This window comes from Brevundimonas sp. Root1423 (assembly GCF_001426805.1).
Map to the genome: position 1 here is coordinate 52,240 of NZ_LMFL01000004.1, position 17,482 is coordinate 69,721.

The window sequence follows — 17,482 nt, forward strand, 5'->3', positions numbered from 1 at the left end:
CGAGACAATGACCTATGACTGCTGCGACCCGACCGGCTCGCGCGCTTCTCCCCCGGAGCCGGCCTCACCGGACGCGATCTACACCTGCCCCATGCATCCGCAGATCCGCCAGCGCGGGCCGGGCTCGTGCCCCATCTGCGGCATGGCGCTCGAGCCGGTGACGCTCACGGCCGAGACGCCGCCCAATCCCGAGCTGATCGATTTCACGCGGCGATTCTGGATCGGTCTGGCGCTGACGATCCCGGTCTTCGCCCTCGAGATGGGCGGGCATGTGACCGGACTGGCGATGAGGGTCCCCGGCCAGACGTCCAACTGGATCCAGCTCGCCCTGGGTACGCCGGTGGCGCTGTGGGCCGGCTGGCCCTTCTTCCAGCGCGGCTGGGCCTCCGTCCGCAACCGCAGCCTCAACATGTTCACCCTGATTTCTCTCGGCGTGGGCGCGGCCTGGATCTACAGCGTGGTCGCCGTTCTGGCCCCGGCGCTGTTTCCATCCGCGGTCCGGCGCATGGACGGCAGCGCGCCCGTCTATTTCGAGGCGGCGGCGGTGATCACCGTCCTCGTGCTGGTCGGCCAGATCCTGGAGTTGCGGGCCCGGGAGCAGACTTCGGGCGCGATCCGCGCCCTGCTCGACCTCGCGCCGCGCACGGCCCGGCGCCTCCGCGACGACGGGGTGGATGAGGATGTGGCGCTGGACCTGATCGTCGTGGGGGATCGCCTTCGCGTGCGTCCGGGGGAGAAGATTCCCGTCGACGGCGAGATCCTTGAGGGCCGGGTCGCCATCGACGAGTCGCTCGTCACCGGCGAGTCGATGCCGGTCACCAGGACGGCCGGCGACCGGGTGGTGGCCGGGTCGCTCAACAAGACCGGCTCCTTCGTGATGCGGGCCGACAAGGTCGGGGCGGACACCCTCCTGGCACGCATCGTCCAGATGGTGGCGGAGGCCCAGCGCAGCCGGGCGCCGATCCAGCGCCTGGCCGACCAGGTTTCGGGCTGGTTCGTGCCGGCCGTGGTCGGCGTCGCGGTGCTGGCCGCTGTGGTCTGGGGTCTGGCCGGGCCGGAGCCGCGCCTGTCCTACGCCCTCGTGGCCGCGGTTTCCGTGCTGATCATCGCCTGTCCCTGCGCGCTCGGCCTGGCCACCCCCATCTCCATCATGGTCGGGGTGGGACGCGGAGCCCGCGCCGGCGTCCTGATCCGGAACGCCGAGGCGCTGGAGCGTTTCGAGAAGGTCGACACCCTGGTGATCGACAAGACCGGCACCCTTACCGAGGGTCGGCCCTCGGTGACCGTCATCCGCCCGGCGCCCGGCGTTGACGAGGCGGAGCTGCTTCGCCTTTCGGCCAGCCTGGAGCGGAGCAGCGAACATCCCTTGGCGGGCGCGATCGTGCGCGCCGCCGCCGAGCGCAATCTGACTCTCTCGCAGCCGACCGAATTCGACAGCCCGGTCGGGCGCGGCGTCACCGGCGTCGTCGACGGGCGACGCGTCGCCCTCGGCAACGCCCGATATCTCAGCGAGACCGGCGTGGACGTCGCCTCGCTCGAGGTCGAGGCCGATGGCCTGCGAAGCGACGGCGCGACCGCGATCTTCGTGGCCCTCGACGGCGCGGCCGCGGGCGTTCTGGGCATCGCCGATCCGATCAAGGCCACCACTCCCGGAGCGATCCGCGACCTGAAGGCCGCGGGCCTGCGCCTGGTCATGATGACCGGGGACAATCGCGCCACCGCCGAAGCCGTGGCCAGGCGCCTGGGCATCGACGACGTCCGGGCCGAAGTCCTGCCCCAGGACAAGGCGTCCGTCGTCAGCGCCCTTCGCGCGGAGGGCCGGGTGGTGGCCATGGCCGGCGATGGCGTGAACGACGCGCCCGCGCTCGCCGCCGCCGATGTCGGCGTCGCCATGGGCGCCGGTTCCGACGTCGCGATCGAAAGCGCCGGGGTCACCCTGCTGGGCGGCGATCTGCGGGACATCATGCGGGCGCGGCGGCTGTCGAGGGCGGTGATGGGCAACATCCGCCAGAATCTGGTGTTCGCCTTCGGCTACAACGCGCTGGGCGTCCCGATCGCGGCGGGTCTGCTGTACCCGGCCTTCGGCTGGCTGCTGTCCCCCGCCCTGGCGGCCCTGGCCATGGCGCTCTCGTCGGTCAGTGTGGTGGGCAACGCCTTGCGCCTGGGCCGGATCAGGCTCTGAGGTCCCCCTCCGTACCGCTACTTAGTGGCCAGCCCCTAGGGACCGCTCCTGAATAACGGACGAAGCTTCGCCGGATTAACTTTTCACCATCCACTTGAGGGGTTGAGCCATGTCGCAGCTAATCTCCATCGTCCCGGCCGAAAGTTCTGTCGGCGGTCAGGATTGGGCCGGCGCCGTCCGGCTGACCTTTGGTCAGGGCGAAGAAATCTATGCGCAGGACGAGGATGCGGACCTGATCTATCGCGTGGTCCGCGGTTCCGTCAGAACCACGCATCTGCAGGCGGACGGCCGCCGGCAGATCGGGGACTTCTACTATGAGGGCGACGTGATCGGCGTCGAGGTCGGCGAAGGCCATCGCTTCTCGGCCGAGGCGCTGACCGGCTGTGAGGTTCTGGCGCTCCGGCGGGCCGGATCGGCGGCTTACGAAAACGGTCGCGTCGAACGCATGATCTGGGCCGCCACCGCCAGCGAACTGCAGCGGGCCCAATCCCACATGCTGCTGCTCGGCCGCGCGACGGCTTGCGAGAAGGTGGCCCGGTTCCTGATGGACATCGCCAACCGGTTCCGGGGCGAGTTCGTCATCCTGCCCATGAGCCGCCAGGACATGGCGGACTATCTCGGTCTCACCATCGAGACGATCTCCCGCATGCTCGGCCGGCTCCAGGCTGATGGCGTGATCGAATTCTCGGGCTCGCGCAAATACCGCGTCCGGCGTCCCGGCTGCCTGTCGGAACTCGCGGCCGGCTGATCTTGCGGCGGCCGCGGGCGGCCATGCTAGAGTTCGGTGATGGTCGCATCGCCCGCGGCCCGGTCGGGAGTGGCTGGTGCAGTTTCGATCCGCCGTCCTGCGAATCATGTCCCGGCGCAACGGGTATATCGCCGCGGTCGTCGGGGCGGTCGTGGCCCTCGGCGCCCGTCTGGCTGTGAACGCCACCTTTGGTGATCGAACCTCCCTGATTCTTTACGTGCCCGTCGTCCTCGTCGCGGCGGGCCTGGGCGGCGGCGGGCCTGCGCTTCTGGCGACGGTGATCTGCCTGGGCATCAGCGCCACCATCCTGCGGGACAGTCTCTGGCTCGACCCCGCCAATCTCACGGAAGCGGTTGCCTTCGCCTCGCTGGGGCCCATCATCGCCCTGGTCGGGGAACGCCTCTGGCGCGACAGCCGCGAAGCGGCGACCCGGCAGATCCACCTGCAATCGATTCTCGAAACCGTGCCCGAGGCGATGGTCGTGATCGATGCGGCCGGCAAGATGCAGTCGTTCAGCACCGCCGCCGTCCGCCTCTTCGGCTGGACGCCCGAGGAGGCGATCGGGCGCAACGTCAGCGTCCTCATGCCCGAGCCATATCGATCCGAGCACGATCATTACCTCGAGCGCTACATCGACACGGGCAAGCGACGGATCATCGGCATCGGGCGCATCGTCGTCGGACAGCGCAAGGACGGCTCCACCTTCCCGATGGAACTGGCGGTCGGCGAGGCCCGGGTGGGAAGCGAACGGTTTTTCACCGGTTTCGTCCGGGATTTGACTGAACGGCGCAACCAGGAACGCCGGTTTCAGGAGCTCCAGTCAGAGCTGATGCATGTGTCGCGCCTGACGGCGATGGGCGAGATGGCGTCGTCCCTGGCTCATGAACTGAACCAGCCGCTCTCGGCCATCGCCAGCTATATGAAGGGTTCCGTTACCCTGCTCGAGGCCGAACAGCCCGATTTGCCGAAACTCCGCGCGGCGCTGGATCGTGCGGGAGACCAGGCCCTGCGCGCCGGTGACATCATCAAACATCTGCGGGAGTTCGTCGCCAAGGGCGAGACCGAACAGTCCCTCGAGGATCCGGCCAGGCTGATGGAGGAAGCGAGCGCCCTCGCGCTGGTCGGCGTCAAGGACAAGGACGTCCGTGTCGATCTCCGCCTGGCCCGGAACCTCGGCGAGGTGGTGGTCGACAAGATCCAGGTCCAGCAGGTCGCGCTGAACCTGATCCGCAACGCCATCGACGCGATGGCGGACGGTCCGCGCCGAAAACTTGAAATCGCGGTCCGGCTGGAGGACGCGGACACCATACGCGTCAGTGTCGCCGACAGCGGTCCCGGTCTGGACCCCGTGGTCCGCGAGCGGCTGTTTCAACCGTTCGTTACAACCAAGGTTCAGGGTATGGGGATCGGGCTGTCGATTTGCCGCACCATTGTCGAGGCCCACGGCGGGCGTATATGGGCCGAGGACAACCCTGGCGGCGGGGCAGTCTTCGTCTTCACACTGCCGCGTGCGGACGGGGAGAGCGCCATTGGCTGAGCTGCTTCATGTCATCGACGACGACGCGGGATTGCGCGACGCCCTTGCCTTTCTCCTCGAGGTCAATGGCGTCAACGCGCGATTCTACGAGTCCGGCGACGCCTTTCTGGCCGCCTTGCCGGTCGAGCAGGGGTGCCTGCTGACGGACGTCCGCATGCCGGGCCTCACCGGGCTCGAGCTCGTCCGGGAGTTGAAGGACCGCGGGGTCGACCTGCCGGTCATCGTCATGACGGGCCATGGGGATGTTCCCCTGGCCGTCGAAGCCATGAAGGCCGGCGTCGTCGATTTCATCGAAAAGCCGTTCGGTGACGACGTCCTGCTCGCCGCCGTCAAGGCGGCCTTCGAGCGGTTGAACAACGATGTCGAGCCTGATGCCGCCCGGCTCGCGGCGGAGGGGCGGCTGGCCCAGCTGTCGCCCAGGGAACGCGACGTTCTGGCCGGAGTCGTCGAAGGCAAGCTCAACAAGGTCATCGCCTACGAACTGGAGATCAGCCCGCGCACCGTGGAAATCTACCGCGCCAACCTGATGTCCAAGACGGGGGCGCGAAACGTCGCCGACCTGATGCGGATCGCTCTCGCGGCCGGCCTGTAATTTGTCCTGAATCAAGACCTCGTTCCGCGGAAGCGCCAGACTGGATGGGCTGGACCGATCCAGCGCGACAGATTGTCTTCCCATGGCCCCGTCGCCGACCGCCCGTCCGGTCCTGCTGATCGCCGATGACGACGCAGAGGTTCTCCGCGCCCTCGCCTTCATGGCGGGGACGCGGGGCTATGAAGTGCTCGGTTGCGCGACCGCGGCCCAGGCGCTGGCCGAACTCGACGGGTCCGTGTCCTGCCTCGTTCTCGACCAGCACCTGCCGGACATCCAGGGCATCCAGCTTCTCAGGCAAATCCGGGCGGCCGGAAACCACACCCCCGCGCTGCTGATGACGACCAGCCCTTCTGCGGTGCTGCGCACCCAGGCGGCCGCGGCCGGCGCGCCCATCGTGGAAAAACCCCTCCTGGACGAGAGTCTGTTCCAGCAGATCGGGAGACTTCTCGCCGCCGCTTGATCCCGGTCAAGGCGCCGGCCCCGCGGCGGGTTCAATTGGCCGCGAGCCGGGACCTTGGGTCGAGACGAACCGATCCCCGCATCGCCGCCGACGCCCTTCAATCCCGCATCACCGTTTCGGAGCAGACCGATGAACAGACTGGCTTCCAAAGTCGCCGTCATCACCGGCGGCGCCGTCGGCCTCGGCCGGGCCACCGCCCTGCGCATGGCGGAGGAGGGCGCGGCCGTGGCCATACTCGACGTGCGCGACGAGGAAGGCGGCGCCTTCGCCGCGGAACTGACACAGCGCGGGTTGCCAGCCGCCTACTGGCGCTGCGACGTCGCGAGCGAGGCCGAGGTGCGAACGACGCTGGCGGCGGTCGTCGAACGCTTCGGCAAGCTGGACATCCTCGTCAACAACGCCGGCGTCGCCGGTGTCAGCAAGCCCACCCACGAGGTGACCGAAGCCGAGTGGGACTGGGTCCAGTCGATCAACGTCAAGGGCGTGTTCTTCTGCACCAAACACGCCATTCCCTATCTCAAGTCCGCCGGGGGCGGCTCGATCATCAATCTGTCGTCCATCTACGGTCTGGTGGGCGGGCCCGACGTGCCGCCCTATCACGCCTCCAAGGGAGCGGTGCGGCTGATGACGAAGACGGACGCCCTGATCTATGCCGGCGACCGGATCCGGGTGAACTCGATCCATCCCGGCTTCATCTGGACGCCCATGGTCGAGGGCCACCTGGCCAGCCAGGGGGATGTCGCGGAGGGCCGCAAGGCCGTGGACGCGCTGCATCCGCTGGGTCACATCGGCAAGCCCGACGACATCGCCTGGGGCGCCGTCTATCTGGCTTCCGACGAAGCCGGGTTTGTCACGGGCGCCGAACTCGTCATCGACGGCGGCTATACGGCCCGATAGGCCTCAGTCGCGGCGATAGGCCCCGACGATGCGGCGGGCGCGGTCCTCAACTTCGGTGCGGCAGCGCTCCACGGCGTCCTTCCGCATCCCCTGGCCCACGCTTCCGAAATTGTGGTGGCCGATGATCTCCATGCCGGTCATCGCGGCGAAATGGGCATCGAAATGCCTCTGCATGGCCGACCAGGCGCCGGTCGTTTCGACCCAGTCCTGGGGCGCGCCCGACGAGGTGAAGGTGATCATCTTCCGGCCGCCGAGCAGCGGGTGGTTCCCACCTGCGTGGATGGCCGAATAGCCGAAATCCATTCCGAAGACGCGGTCGACATAGCCTTTCATCATCGCCGGGGTGGCGTTGAACCAGAGGGGGTAGAAGAAGGCGAAAATGTCCGCCCCCGCGACGGCGGCGCGCTCGCGGGCCACGTCGGGCCTGACCGTGGCGCCGAAGTGATCGGGCATCTCCGCAGCGCGAAGCCGGGGATCGAACCGCAGGCGGTAGAGATCGCGCACATCCACCTCGCAGCCGGCGGCGCGCGCGGTGTCGGCGAAGGCGGCGGCCATCGTCAGCGTGAAGCTGCGCTTTCTCGGGTGGGCGGCGATGACGGCGATGCGGGGAGCTGAGGTCTGCATGACCCAAGTATCGCCCTTCCGCGGCCGAGCGGATTGATCTGGCTCAAGCCGGCGCATGGCGGGGCCGGTCGGGCGGGCGACGCTGCGGGAGCTTTGCCCGGGATCAGCAGGGCCCACGAATGAGACAGGCGGAAAGCCGGCGCCAGGCGTCCTCGCCATCGCTGGCGAACTGGATGAGATCGAGGTCGTCTTCCGTCACCAGCCCTTGGGCCGCCAGGACGTCGAACCGGATCAGATTGGTCCAGAACGGCTCATCCACCAGGATCACCGGAACGGCGCGCATCTTTCCGGTCTGGCGCAGGGTCAGGATTTCGAACAGCTCGTCCAGCGTGCCGAAGCCGCCGGGAAAGACCACGAGAGCGTTGGCCCGCATGGCGAGGTGCATCTTGCGCATGGCGAAGTAGTGGAACCGGAACGTCAGGTCCGGGGTCGACCATGGATTCGGCTCCTGTTCCTTCGGCAGGCTGATGTTGAAGCCGATGGAGGGCGCGCCGGCCTCGGACGCGCCGCGGTTGGCCGCCGCCATGGCGCCCGGGCCGCCTCCGGTCGCAATGACGTTGTCACGCGGCCCGTCCTCCCCGTCGAGCGCCCCGCCCTCGCGGGAGGCCAGCTCCGCGAACCGGCGCGCCTCCGCATACCAGCGGGCGTGGTCGGGCGGCCCGTCCTCCGCGATCCGGGAACTGCCGAACACCACGACCGTCGAACGAATGTTCCAGGCTCGCAGGATCTCGTCGGCCTTGGCGAACTCGAGAAGAAAGCGGACCCCTCGCATCGAGTCGCCGAGCAGAAACGACATGTCGACGGCCGGAAGGAGGCTCGCCCCGGAACCGCCTGGCGTGGCGCTCGGCAGGGAATCGTTCATTATCCGCCGTCCGGTGAAGGGGGTCTGATCGCCGCCTCGAGACTTCGGATCAACGCCTGTCGCTCGGAGTCCCCCGGCAGCTGTTGCAGGACGGTGTTGAGACTGGCGAGGAAGGCGGCGCGATCGTTGTGCCAGTCCGGACGGGTCGCCTGTCCGGGCGCGAGCCTGGCGTGGCCTCGCCCGACCGGCTCCGCCCTGTCCCGGGTCAGGGCGTAGGTCTGGTCGAGGCCCGCGGTGATCGATCTGTAGCCCAGTCCGGACAGGCGGCCAGCGAGGGTGGCGAGGGCCTCCGGTTCGCCGTGGTCGAGGAGCACATTCCCCGCGACGGCGCCGCGCGCCCTCAGCCAGTCGACCAGTTCGGTCGCGTCTGCGTGGCCGGAATAGTTGTCCATGCTCCGCACGCGAGCCCCGACCTGGATGTCCTCGCCCTGGATCCGGACCGCGGTCCTGCCCTCGACCAGCAACCGCCCGAGCGTGCCCGCCGCCTGGAAGCCGGTGATCAGAACGGTGACCTCCTTGCGCCACAGCAGCCGCTTCAGGTGGCGTCTGATACGGCCGGCGTCGCACATGCCGCTGCCCGCCAGGATCACATGCCAGCCGCTCAGCCGCTCCAGCCTATCGCTCTCCTGCGGCCGCAAAAGGTGATGGAGCCGGGGGGCATGACGCAGCGGCTCGAACGGATTGTCGCCGGAGTCCGCGTTCCAGCCACGTCTGAGAAACACCTCCGTCGCCTCGATGGCCAGGGGCGAGTCGAGGAATACCTCCGCCGCGAGGTCGGGTTCGGCGTCCATGACGGCCAGCAGGTCCAGGATCAATTCCTGGGCCCGGCCGATGGCGAAGGTCGGCATGAGCAGGGGGCCGCCCGCGGCCTTGGCGGCCCGCATCTCGTCGGCCAGCGCCCGACGGCGGGCCGAAAGCTCCAGATCGAGGCGCTCCCGGTCGCCGTAGGTGCTTTCCAGAATGACGTGATCCACATCGACGGGACCGGAAGGGTTGGGCAGAAACGGCTGGCGGCCGGAGCCGATGTCGCCCGAGAACAGGAGGGTCAGCGGGTCTTCTCCCCGACCGATCCGCACCTCGATGGAGGCCGCGCCCAGCAGGTGTCCGGCTGGCCACCATACCGCCTCGACGCCATCCGCCACGTCACGTAATGCGCCGAACTTCACGGTTTCGAAAAGCCGCAGGGTCGGCTCGACGTCGGAGGTCGTGTAGATCGGCTCCACCCGCTTCAGGCCGCGCTGCTCGTTGCGGCGGTTGAGATGACGAACCTCGCTTTCCTGGATGCCGGCGGCGTCGGCCAGCATGACCTCGCAGAGGTCGCGCGTGCCTCTGGTGGTGAAGATCGGCCCGTCGAAGCCCGCGCGCACAAGCTTGGGCAACAGGCCGGAGTGATCGATGTGCGCATGCGTCAGCAGGACCGCGTCGATCTTGTCGACGTCGAACGGAAACGGCTCGTAGTTAAGGGCTTTCAGCGTCTTGGGGCCCTGGAACATGCCGCAATCAACCAGCAGGCGGCTCTGGCCGGTGTCCAGCAGCATGCACGAGCCGGTGACGCACTCGGCGGCGCCGTGAAAGGTCAGGTTGACGGTCACAGGGCGGGCTCCATTGAACGCGGAACGGGGGCCGAAGTCAGCCGCGACGCCGCCCTCGCGGCGGCGTGGATCATGACGCTGATCAGGATGTGACCGGCGCCGTAGGTCGGGTCGCGCCCGCGGCCGCCCGGCATCAGTGGGCCAGCAACAGGTTCGGCCCGTCCTTGCCGCCCAGGAAGGCGCGCGTGGCGCCGCCGAAGACCGCTTCGCGGAGGCGCGAGTGCCCCCAGGCGCCGGCGATCAGCAGCGTGGCCAACCTGCCCTTGGCTGCGGAGAGCAGGGCGGCGCCCTCATCCTCTCCCTCGATCAGCACCTCGGCGCCTTCGCCGACGCCGTGCAGCCGGAGATAGGCGTTCAAGGCTTCGATGTCGGGGTCGGTCGCGCTGCGGTCCAGGCCGGTCACGCACTGCACGATGTGAATCTCGCTCGCCATCGCCAGGAGGGGGAGGGCGGCCTTGACCGCCCGTCCGGCCTGGGGACTGCCGTCCCAGGCGATCGCCGCCGGTCCGGAAAGAGAATCCACGTCATGTCGGGCGACCAGCACCGGCGCACGGTCGCCGAGCAGGCATTGCCCGAAGACATCGCGTCCGGGGCCGTGATCCAGATGCCCCTGACCGAAGACGACGAGATCGGCCAGCGCGGCGTGGCGGCTTACGGCCAGCGCGGGCCTCAGCCCCCGGCCCATGACCGACATCCGGGGCGCGCCCTCGCCGGGGCCGAACACGACGTCGGCCTGATTGGCCGCGGCGCGGGCCGCTTCCTCGATCCGGCCCTGGAGTTCGCGTTCCGCGGCGGCGAGTTCCTCAATCGCCTCCGGGGACATTGTGGCGCCGAGCGTCATGCCCAGGGCGACCATGTCGGCGGCGCTGTCGGGATAGATGGGCAGGACTTCCACCACGCCGTCGTGCTGGCTGGCGAGGCTGCTCGACAGGCCGAGAGATCGGCTGTCGCCGTCCCCGCCCGCCGCGATGGCGATGATGTGTTTCAGGCTCATCTCGGTCTCCGTTCGGGGAAAGACTGCACCGCGCGTCGCGGCCGGCCCTTGATCGACATCAAGAAACCGGTGGGACCTCCCCGATCAAGAAGGTCTGTGCCTGGCTGCGACCGTCGATGACCCCGACGGTGGACACGATCTCCGGCGCGAAATGCAGGACCGCCACCGCATCGCCGGCCGGACAGTAGACGTGAACCTCCGGATAGCGCTCGGCGACCTGGTGATTCAGTCGATCGATCGTCGCGGGATCGAGGACTTCCCGGATCCGGCCGGACATGGAGACGCCGACCGCGTCGCCGTGAGGGCCGCTTTCCGAACGGATGGCGACGGACGCCCTGGGGTCGCGTTCCGCGTTGGCGAATTTCTGGCTGCAACGGGCGACGATGAAATAGAGATTCAGCCCCTCGTTCAGATAGCCGACCGTCGTCACCTGGGGCCAGCCGTCGGAGCGGTTGAGCGCCAGGCTCATCAGCCTTTCCCGATGCAGCAGGCCCGTGATGGCTTCGACGGCCCGACCGTGGATGGGTGGGGGCGCGGGATCGGTCATCGGTCCGTCTTCAGGGTTTCCAGGTAGGCGATGAGGTCGTCAATCTCGCTGGCGCGGAAAACGTACCCGGGCATGGCGGGGTGGGTGGTCACGAAACCCTCGGCGAAGGCGACCTCCAGCTGGTCCAGGGAATAGCGACCGACGATCTCCCGCAGAGGCGTCGCGTCCGGCAGGGGACTGTCACCCGTCGCCCCGGTCGCATGGCAGGAGGCGCAGACGGTCGAGGTCAGCAGACGACCACGCTCGATCGCCACGGCGGACACGCTGGCGGGCGCCTCGGCTACTGTTCGCTGGGGAATCCGGGGCCCGGAAGCGGAACAGCCGCCGGCGACGAAGATGCAGGCCAGGGCGATGGCTCGGACGATTGCTGACATGGCCTGCTCCAGGATTGTCGGATCGTGGCAGTCAGGTTTGGCCCTGGCCTTGATCCGGATCAAGGCGGGCGAAGCTTTTCCGCGGCCTGCTGTGACCAAAGGAGATTGCGAATGACCTACGCCAGCATGCTTGTCGCCGTCGAAGCCGGAGAGGACAGCGACAGCCGGCTCGAACTCGCCTGCGACCTCGCCATCGCCTTCGACGCCCTGCTCATCGGCGTCTCGGTCGGGTCGATCGCCCCGCCCCTGTATGATCCCCTCGCTGGCGGCGCGATGGTCGGAGAATTGCTGGGCCTCTATCGCGACATGGCCGAAGCGGACGTTGAACGGGCGCGGCTTCGTTTTGCGGAAATCGCGGCCGACCGCGGCCTCGAAACCGAATGGCGCGGCGGCGTCGGCTATCCGGCGGAGTTCGTTTCGCGGGCCGCCCGGGGGGCGGACCTGGTGATCCTCGGCGGACGAAACCGGCGCTCTCCCGATCATTCGCCTGATGTGGCGGACGTGCTGATGGGATGCGGTCGCCCGGTCCTGGTGACCCCGCCGACGCGAATGCGCTCGCCCGTCGGCACGCCGGCCCTCGTCGCCTGGAAAGACGGCCGGGAGTCGCGGCACGCGCTCGCCGGCGCCATTCCCCTTCTGCAACGCGCCTCCGGCGTGACGCTCTTCAGCGTCTGCACGCCCGAGGAAAACGCGCTCGCTGATGGCGAGATGGCCGAGGTGGTCCGCTATCTCGCCCGCCACGAGATCCACGCGGAACCGGTCATCGCCCTCGCCGGCGACCAGCCCGCCGGTCGCCAGATCCTCGACGAAGCCATGGCGCGCGAAGCCGGCCTGATCGTCGCCGGAGCTTACGGCCATGCCCGTCTGCGCGAATGGGCCCTTGGCGGCGTAACCCGCAGTCTGATCGCGGACAGCACCATCTGTCTGGCTCTCGCCCATTGAAGGAAACCGGCGTGACTTTCCGGGCCATTCATACCCACGGCCTTGAATGCGTGACGGCGCCTGAGCGATGAGCCGCCGCATTCTCATCCTCGACGGACATCCCGATCCGGATCCCGCGCGCTACTGCCACGCGCTCGCCGCCAGCTATGCGCGCGGCGCCGCGGGGGCCGGCCACGTCGTGCATCGGACGAACCTTTCGGACCTCGACTTTCCGGACCTTCAATCCGGAAGCGACTGGGAGAGCGGACAGCCCCCGGCGGCGATCCTGGCGTTCCAGGATCAGCTGGCATGGGCCGAGCACATCGTGATCGTCTATCCCCTCTGGCTGGGCGAGATGCCGGCGCGGCTGAAGGCATTGCTCGAACAGGCCTTCCGGCCGGCCTTCGCCTTCGGCGGCAAGGCGGTCTCGCCGGGCGGCGGCAAGCTGAAAGGCCGTTCCGCGCGTATCGTCGTCACCATGGGAATGCCGACGGCCGCCTATCGGGTCTTTTATTTCGCGCACTCGCTGCGCAGCCTGAAGCGCAACATCCTCGCCATGGTCGGCATCGGACCGATCAGGGACACGATCATCGGCGCCGTCGAGACCCGGTCGGACGCCAGCCGAAAACGGCGCCTGGAACGGATGCGTCGAATGGGGGAACAAGCCGCCTAGTCGCTACTCTCGCGCGGGCGACCGCCCGGCACGGCCACGGCTCCCTCGATGGGCGCCAGCCCGGCGACGCTAACGCTTCTTGCCGAGTTCGGCGGCGATGTCCTTGACGTTGCGGCCGGCCTTGCGGTGGGCGGCGGTCAGCTGTTCGCGGGTCACGCCCCAGCGCTTCATCCAGTGTTCGACGGCCTGACGCTCGGACAGGTCCAGCCGGTCCTTGTCGATGAAGCCGCGCTTGTCCTTCAGGCCCGCCATGGTCCGCTCCGTTGCTCCGGGACGAGGTAGCGCGAAACGCGCGCGCGCGCGACCGCCGGAGCCATGCGGAAACAGCATAACTTCGTGTTTCTTGCAAAGAACCGCCCTTAACCCGGCGCGCTTTCATGGGCACAAGGAGCAATCGCCCCTCAGGCCCTATGGATATTCGATGAAAAGAGCCCGGCGCGCCCGCATCGTCGCGACCCTGGGACCCGCCAGCCGGGCGCCCGGCATGGTCAAGGCCCTGGCCCAGGCCGGGGTCGACGTGTTCCGGCTGAATTTCAGCCATGGCTCGCACGAGGACCATGCGGCGGCGCTGAAGGCGGTGCGCGGCGCGGAGCTGGCGCTGAAGCGGCCGCTGGGCGTACTGGCCGACCTGCAGGGGCCCAAGCTGAGGCTGGGCCGGTTCAAGGACGTCGAGATCGACGTCAAGCCGGGCCACAGGATGCGCTTCGACCTCGACGCGACGCCCGGTGACGCCACGCGGGTGCAGATGCCGCATCCGGAAATCTTCAAGGCCCTGCGCACCGGCATGCTCTTGCTGCTCGACGACGGCCGGGTGCGGCTGCGGGTCGGGGAGCGGACCGACGAATGGGCCGACGTCACCGTCGAGAGCGGCTCGAAACTGTCGGACCGCAAGGGCGTGGCCGTGCCCGAGGCGGTGGTGCCGGTCTCGGCCCTGACGCCCAAGGACCGCGAGGACCTGGCCTTCGCCCTGCGCATCGGCGTCGACTGGGTGGCGCTGAGCTTCGTGCAGAAGGCCGAGGACATGGCCGAGCTGAAGCAGATCGTGAAAGGCCGGGCGGCTTGCCTCGCCAAGATCGAGAAGCCCCAGGCTTTGGCGGAACTGGAGAGCATCCTCGACTACTGCGACGGCGTGATGGTGGCGCGGGGCGACCTGGGCGTGGAACTGGATCCCGAGGAAGTGCCGGTGGCCCAGAAGCAGATCATCCGCGCCGCCCGCCAGCGCGGCGTGCCGGTGATCGTGGCGACGCAGATGCTGGAGTCGATGACATCCTCGCCGGCGCCGACCCGGGCCGAGGCCTCGGACGTGGCCAACGCCGCCTACGAGGGCGCCGACGCCCTGATGCTGTCGGCGGAGACGGCCTCCGGCCACTATCCGCTCGAATCCGTCGGGGTGATGAGCCGGATCATCGAAAGGGTCGAGCGCGATCCGATGTGGCCCAGCCTGATGGACGCCGAACACGCCGGCATGGACGACATCGACGCCGACGCCCTGGTGGCCGCGGCCCGCAAGGCGGCCGAGGCCCAGTCGACGGCCTGTATCGTGGTCTTCACCACCCTGGGCGGGACGGCGCGGCGGATGGCGCGGGAGCGGCCGCTGCAGCCGGTGCTGGCCCTGACGCCCAATCCCGACACGGCGCGGCGGCTGGCCCTGGTCTGGGGGCTGGAGACGCGGCTGGGCAAGGAGCCGGCCTCGCTGGAGGACGTCACTGAGGACGCCGTGAACAGCGCGGTCGAATACGAGATGGCCGAGCCCGGCCAGCGCATCCTCATCCTGGCCGGGACGCCCTTCGGCGCGCCGGGGGCTGCGAATCTCCTGCGACTGGCCCATGCTCCGGCCAAGGGCGGCAAGTCGCGCGCCTGATCCTCAAGGATCGGCATGATCAAATACATCGGGTCGAAGCGGGCTTTGCTGACGCAGATCGCGACCGCGGTCCGCGCCGGCCTGCCCGATGGCGGCACGGTGTGCGACCTGTTCTCGGGCAGCGCCCGGGTGGGGCACGCCCTGAAACGCGAGGGGTTCCAGGTCTGGTCGAACGACCACAACGCCTACGCCCACACGCTCGCCACGGCCTATGTGCAGGCCGATCGGGAGCGCTGGCTGGACAAGGCGCAGGCCGTGCTGGCCGAGCTGCGGGCCGTGACCCCCGAGGCCGGCTGGTTCACCAAGGCCTTCTGCGAGGACGCCCGCTATTTCACCCCGGCGAACGGCGCCGCCATCGACGCCATGCGCGACCGGATCGCGGCCCTGGCGCTGGAGCCCGAACTGGAGGCCATCGCCCTGGTCAGCCTGATGGAGGCCGCCGACCGGGTGGATTCCACCGCCGGCCTGCAGATGGCCTATATGAAGCAATGGGCGGCGCGGGCGCTGAAGCCGCTGGAGTTGCGGATGCCCGACATCCTGCCCGGCGTCGCGGCCGGGCCGTGCAAGGCGACCCACGCCGACGCGGTTGAACTGGCGCCGCAGATCGAGGCTGACCTCGTCTACCTGGACCCGCCGTACAACCAGCATTCCTATCTGGGGAACTACCACTGCTGGGAGAGTCTGGTCCTTTGGGACCGGCCCGAGACCTATGGCGTCGCCAACAAGCGCATCGACGTCCGCACGCGCAAGAGCGCCTTCAACAGCAAGCCCGGCATCGCTCCGGCGCTGCAGGCCGTGATCGAGGGGCTGAAGGCGCCGAACCTGATCGTCTCGTTCAACGACGAGGGCTATCTGGCGCGCGACCAGCTGGTGACCATGCTGTCCGGCCGCGGCGAGGTCCAGGTCATCGAGATCGCCCGGCCGCGCTACGTCGGCGCCCGCATCGGCATCCACAACCCGAAGGGCGAGAAGGTCGGGGCCGTGGGCCGGCTGAGGAATGTCGAGTACCTGTTCGTGGTCAGCGAACGCCCTGTCAGCCTGGCTGACGCGGCCTGAACGAGACCGTACGGAACCTGACGGATTCCCGGGCCGTTAGGGCGGCATGGAACAGCTGTCGATGACCCCCGCCCGCCGCCAGTACGCCCACCACGCCTATGGCCGGACTGTCGATGCGTTCGACACCGTGGCGTGGCGTCCGCCCGTGGCGCGGCGGGTCGATGCGCGTCCGGCCAACGACGGATATCGGTCCGAGCGGCCGGGCCCGACACTTCGGGAAGAGTTCGCCTGCCTCCCGGCGTGGCTTCATATCGTCGGCGGCGGCATGATTGCGGCTCTGATGGGCGCGCTGCTGGGCGGCGCGTTGCACATCTAGAGTTCGAGCAAGGCCCGGATCGGAGCCCAGCCGCGCCGGTGCGCGGGGCAGGGGCCAAGGGTCTTCAGCGCTTCCTGATGCACCGGCGCATTGTAACCCTTGTGGCCCGCGAAGCCGTAGCCCGGGTATTCCGCGTCCAGCTCGACCATCAGCCGGTCGCGCGCCGTCTTGGCCAGGATCGAGGCCGCCGCGATCGAAAGCGACAGTCCGTCGCCGCCGACCACCGTCTGGACATCGCACGGCAGTTTGAACCGGTAGTTGCCGTCCACCAGCGCCGCGACCGGTTGCACCTGCAGCGCCTCGATGGCCCGGCACATGGCCAGGCCTGTGGCGTGAAGGATGTTCAGCTCCGCGATCTCTTCCACCGAAGCGAAGCCGACGCCCCAAGCCACGGCGCGGGCCTTGATCTCGATCTCCAGCGCCTCGCGCCGGACGTGGGTCAGGGCCTTGGAGTCGTCGATGCCCGGGGGCAGGTCGTCCGGGTTCAGGATCACGGCCCCGGCCGACACCGGCCCGGCCCAGGGACCGCGCCCCGCCTCGTCCACGCCGCACACAGGGCCGCCGCTGGACTGGATCAGGAGGAATTCGAGACCCAGGGTCGGGAAGACGCGCGCTTCCTTGAGCTTTGCCTTTGCAGGAGTTTTCGCCGGAGTCTTCACCGTCCGGCCATCGCACGAACCGCCTTGTGACGGAAGCATTCGACGCCGTGATCGTTGACCATGCCCACAGCCTGCATGAAGGCGTACACGATCACGGGCCCGCAGAAGGTGAAGCCGCGCTTCTTCAAGGCCCGGGCCATCGCTTCGGACTCGGGGGTCGCGACCGGGCGGCCGTCGCTGTCGGGCCAGGCGTTCTGGATCGGGGCGCCGCCGACGAAGGACCACAGCCATTCGCTGAAATCCTCGCCGCTGTCGCGCACCTCCAGCCAGATCCTCGCGCCCTTGACGGCCGAGTTTATCTTGGCCCGCGAACGGATGATGCGGGCGTCGACCAGCAGCCGTTCGATGTCGGCCTCGCCATAGGCGGCGACCTTCTCAGGATCGAAGCCGTCGAAGGCGTCACGTATCCCTTCGCGCTTCCTGAGGATGGTGATCCAGGCCAGCCCGGCCTGGAAGCCGTCCAGCACCAACTTCTCCCACAGCGCCCGGGCGTCATACTCGGGCACGCCCCATTCATCGTCGTGATAGGCGACGTACAGCGGATCGGTCCCGCACCAGGCGCAGCGGTGGAGTGAGTCGGGCATGGG

The 17,482-nt window shown here is 68.7% G+C and carries 21 protein-coding genes; 11 read left to right on the forward strand and 10 right to left on the reverse strand.

What is annotated here, in order from left to right; all coding sequences use genetic code 11:
• Positions 1-7: 7 nt before the first annotated feature.
• From ASD25_RS03925 to ASD25_RS03950, 6 genes are all read left to right on the forward strand, one after another.
• Positions 8-2,182: a copper-translocating P-type ATPase gene (locus tag ASD25_RS03925; protein ID WP_156376919.1), complete on the forward strand. Its 2,175-nt coding sequence runs from the start codon at positions 8-10 to the stop codon at positions 2,180-2,182.
• A 109-nt stretch (positions 2,183-2,291) separates the two neighbouring features.
• Entirely contained in the window at positions 2,292-2,930 is a 639-nt protein-coding gene (locus ASD25_RS03930; RefSeq protein ID WP_055828714.1) for a helix-turn-helix domain-containing protein, read from the forward strand.
• A gap of 76 nt (positions 2,931-3,006) precedes the next feature.
• Complete coding sequence (locus ASD25_RS03935; RefSeq protein WP_235561711.1) at positions 3,007-4,467, forward strand: sensor histidine kinase; 1,461 nt, start codon at positions 3,007-3,009, stop codon at positions 4,465-4,467.
• Positions 4,460-5,059, forward strand: a complete 600-nt coding sequence (gene fixJ, locus ASD25_RS03940; RefSeq protein WP_055828722.1) for a response regulator FixJ — start codon at positions 4,460-4,462, stop codon at positions 5,057-5,059. Before ASD25_RS03935 ends, fixJ begins: the two co-directional genes overlap by 8 nt.
• Positions 5,060-5,141: 82 nt before the next feature.
• Positions 5,142-5,519, forward strand: coding sequence for a response regulator (locus tag ASD25_RS03945; RefSeq protein WP_055828726.1), 378 nt, complete (start codon positions 5,142-5,144; stop codon positions 5,517-5,519).
• Between the two features lie 129 nt (positions 5,520-5,648).
• The gene (locus ASD25_RS03950; RefSeq protein ID WP_055828729.1) at positions 5,649-6,416 is read left to right on the forward strand and encodes an SDR family NAD(P)-dependent oxidoreductase; all 768 of its coding nucleotides are present in this window, start codon (positions 5,649-5,651) and stop codon (positions 6,414-6,416) included.
• Positions 6,417-6,419: 3 nt separating this feature from the next.
• Here ASD25_RS03950 and ASD25_RS03955 read toward each other — a convergent pair whose 3' ends face one another.
• The 7 genes from ASD25_RS03955 to ASD25_RS03980 form a co-directional block, all read right to left on the reverse strand.
• A complete protein-coding gene (locus ASD25_RS03955; RefSeq protein WP_235561712.1) occupies positions 6,420-7,040 on the reverse strand; it encodes an NAD(P)H-dependent oxidoreductase in 621 nt (206 codons plus the stop codon).
• A 103-nt stretch (positions 7,041-7,143) separates the two neighbouring features.
• Positions 7,144-7,902: a TIGR00730 family Rossman fold protein gene (locus tag ASD25_RS03960; RefSeq protein WP_055828736.1), complete on the reverse strand. Its 759-nt coding sequence runs from the start codon at positions 7,900-7,902 to the stop codon at positions 7,144-7,146.
• Positions 7,902-9,494, reverse strand: a complete 1,593-nt coding sequence (locus ASD25_RS03965; protein WP_055828739.1) for an MBL fold metallo-hydrolase — start codon at positions 9,492-9,494, stop codon at positions 7,902-7,904. Before ASD25_RS03965 ends, ASD25_RS03960 begins: the two co-directional genes overlap by 1 nt.
• The gene (locus ASD25_RS30140) at positions 9,491-9,628 is read right to left on the reverse strand and encodes a hypothetical protein (RefSeq protein ID WP_156376920.1); all 138 of its coding nucleotides are present in this window, start codon (positions 9,626-9,628) and stop codon (positions 9,491-9,493) included. Before ASD25_RS30140 ends, ASD25_RS03965 begins: the two co-directional genes overlap by 4 nt.
• Complete coding sequence (locus tag ASD25_RS03970; protein WP_055828742.1) at positions 9,628-10,488, reverse strand: universal stress protein; 861 nt, start codon at positions 10,486-10,488, stop codon at positions 9,628-9,630. Before ASD25_RS03970 ends, ASD25_RS30140 begins: the two co-directional genes overlap by 1 nt.
• Before the next feature lie 58 nt (positions 10,489-10,546).
• A complete protein-coding gene (locus ASD25_RS03975; protein ID WP_235561713.1) occupies positions 10,547-11,035 on the reverse strand; it encodes a pyridoxamine 5'-phosphate oxidase family protein in 489 nt (162 codons plus the stop codon).
• On the reverse strand, positions 11,032-11,409 hold the full coding sequence (locus tag ASD25_RS03980) for a cytochrome c (protein WP_156376921.1): 378 nt from the start codon (positions 11,407-11,409) through the stop codon (positions 11,032-11,034). The genes ASD25_RS03975 and ASD25_RS03980 overlap by 4 nt, the downstream gene beginning before the upstream one ends.
• Positions 11,410-11,520: 111 nt before the next feature.
• Here ASD25_RS03980 and ASD25_RS03985 point away from each other — a divergent pair, with 111 nt between their 5' ends.
• Together ASD25_RS03985 and ASD25_RS03990 are read left to right on the forward strand one after the other, a co-directional pair.
• The gene (locus ASD25_RS03985; protein ID WP_055828747.1) at positions 11,521-12,351 is read left to right on the forward strand and encodes a universal stress protein; all 831 of its coding nucleotides are present in this window, start codon (positions 11,521-11,523) and stop codon (positions 12,349-12,351) included.
• A 67-nt stretch (positions 12,352-12,418) separates the two neighbouring features.
• Positions 12,419-13,003 (forward strand): NAD(P)H-dependent oxidoreductase, encoded by a 585-nt coding sequence (locus tag ASD25_RS03990; RefSeq protein ID WP_055828750.1) that lies wholly within the window; start codon positions 12,419-12,421, stop codon positions 13,001-13,003.
• A gap of 69 nt (positions 13,004-13,072) precedes the next feature.
• Here the strand turns inward: ASD25_RS03990 and ASD25_RS03995 are convergent, their stop codons facing one another.
• Positions 13,073-13,255 (reverse strand): DUF3606 domain-containing protein, encoded by a 183-nt coding sequence (locus tag ASD25_RS03995; protein WP_055828753.1) that lies wholly within the window; start codon positions 13,253-13,255, stop codon positions 13,073-13,075.
• Positions 13,256-13,424: 169 nt separating this feature from the next.
• On the opposite strand from ASD25_RS03995, the gene pyk reads away from it, so the two are divergent.
• From pyk to ASD25_RS04010, 3 genes are read left to right on the forward strand one after another with little or no spacing between them, the layout of a single operon-like run.
• The gene (gene pyk / locus ASD25_RS04000) at positions 13,425-14,864 is read left to right on the forward strand and encodes a pyruvate kinase (protein WP_055828755.1); all 1,440 of its coding nucleotides are present in this window, start codon (positions 13,425-13,427) and stop codon (positions 14,862-14,864) included.
• A 15-nt stretch (positions 14,865-14,879) separates the two neighbouring features.
• The gene (locus ASD25_RS04005) at positions 14,880-15,920 is read left to right on the forward strand and encodes a DNA adenine methylase (protein WP_055828758.1); all 1,041 of its coding nucleotides are present in this window, start codon (positions 14,880-14,882) and stop codon (positions 15,918-15,920) included.
• 46 nt (positions 15,921-15,966) lie between these two features.
• Positions 15,967-16,236, forward strand: a complete 270-nt coding sequence (locus ASD25_RS04010; RefSeq protein ID WP_055828761.1) for a hypothetical protein — start codon at positions 15,967-15,969, stop codon at positions 16,234-16,236.
• On the opposite strand, the gene ASD25_RS04015 is transcribed toward ASD25_RS04010, so the two are convergent.
• On the reverse strand, positions 16,233-16,895 hold the full coding sequence (locus tag ASD25_RS04015; RefSeq protein ID WP_369816545.1) for a ribonuclease HII: 663 nt from the start codon (positions 16,893-16,895) through the stop codon (positions 16,233-16,235). The genes ASD25_RS04010 and ASD25_RS04015 overlap by 4 nt on opposite strands.
• Entirely contained in the window at positions 16,892-17,479 is a 588-nt protein-coding gene (locus tag ASD25_RS04020; protein WP_055828764.1) for a DNA-3-methyladenine glycosylase I, read from the reverse strand. Before ASD25_RS04020 ends, ASD25_RS04015 begins: the two co-directional genes overlap by 4 nt.
• Between the last annotated feature and the right edge of the window lie 3 nt (positions 17,480-17,482).

Coding starts and splice junctions, on each gene's coding strand:
- ASD25_RS03925 (WP_156376919.1), top strand. CDS start 8: ATGACCTATGACTGCTGCGACCCGACCGGCTCGCGCGCTTCTCCCCCG.
- ASD25_RS03930 (WP_055828714.1), top strand. CDS start 2,292: ATGTCGCAGCTAATCTCCATCGTCCCGGCCGAAAGTTCTGTCGGCGGT.
- ASD25_RS03945 (WP_055828726.1), top strand. CDS start 5,142: ATGGCCCCGTCGCCGACCGCCCGTCCGGTCCTGCTGATCGCCGATGAC.
- ASD25_RS03950 (WP_055828729.1), top strand. CDS start 5,649: ATGAACAGACTGGCTTCCAAAGTCGCCGTCATCACCGGCGGCGCCGTC.
- ASD25_RS03955 (WP_235561712.1), bottom strand. CDS start 7,040: ATGCAGACCTCAGCTCCCCGCATCGCCGTCATCGCCGCCCACCCGAGA.
- ASD25_RS03960 (WP_055828736.1), bottom strand. CDS start 7,902: ATGAACGATTCCCTGCCGAGCGCCACGCCAGGCGGTTCCGGGGCGAGC.
- ASD25_RS30140 (WP_156376920.1), bottom strand. CDS start 9,628: ATGCCGGGCGGCCGCGGGCGCGACCCGACCTACGGCGCCGGTCACATC.
- ASD25_RS03970 (WP_055828742.1), bottom strand. CDS start 10,488: ATGAGCCTGAAACACATCATCGCCATCGCGGCGGGCGGGGACGGCGAC.
- ASD25_RS03975 (WP_235561713.1), bottom strand. CDS start 11,035: ATGACCGATCCCGCGCCCCCACCCATCCACGGTCGGGCCGTCGAAGCC.
- ASD25_RS03980 (WP_156376921.1), bottom strand. CDS start 11,409: ATGTCAGCAATCGTCCGAGCCATCGCCCTGGCCTGCATCTTCGTCGCC.
- ASD25_RS03985 (WP_055828747.1), top strand. CDS start 11,521: ATGACCTACGCCAGCATGCTTGTCGCCGTCGAAGCCGGAGAGGACAGC.
- ASD25_RS03990 (WP_055828750.1), top strand. CDS start 12,419: ATGAGCCGCCGCATTCTCATCCTCGACGGACATCCCGATCCGGATCCC.
- ASD25_RS03995 (WP_055828753.1), bottom strand. CDS start 13,255: ATGGCGGGCCTGAAGGACAAGCGCGGCTTCATCGACAAGGACCGGCTG.
- pyk (WP_055828755.1), top strand. CDS start 13,425: ATGAAAAGAGCCCGGCGCGCCCGCATCGTCGCGACCCTGGGACCCGCC.
- ASD25_RS04005 (WP_055828758.1), top strand. CDS start 14,880: ATGATCAAATACATCGGGTCGAAGCGGGCTTTGCTGACGCAGATCGCG.
- ASD25_RS04010 (WP_055828761.1), top strand. CDS start 15,967: ATGGAACAGCTGTCGATGACCCCCGCCCGCCGCCAGTACGCCCACCAC.
- ASD25_RS04020 (WP_055828764.1), bottom strand. CDS start 17,479: ATGCCCGACTCACTCCACCGCTGCGCCTGGTGCGGGACCGATCCGCTG.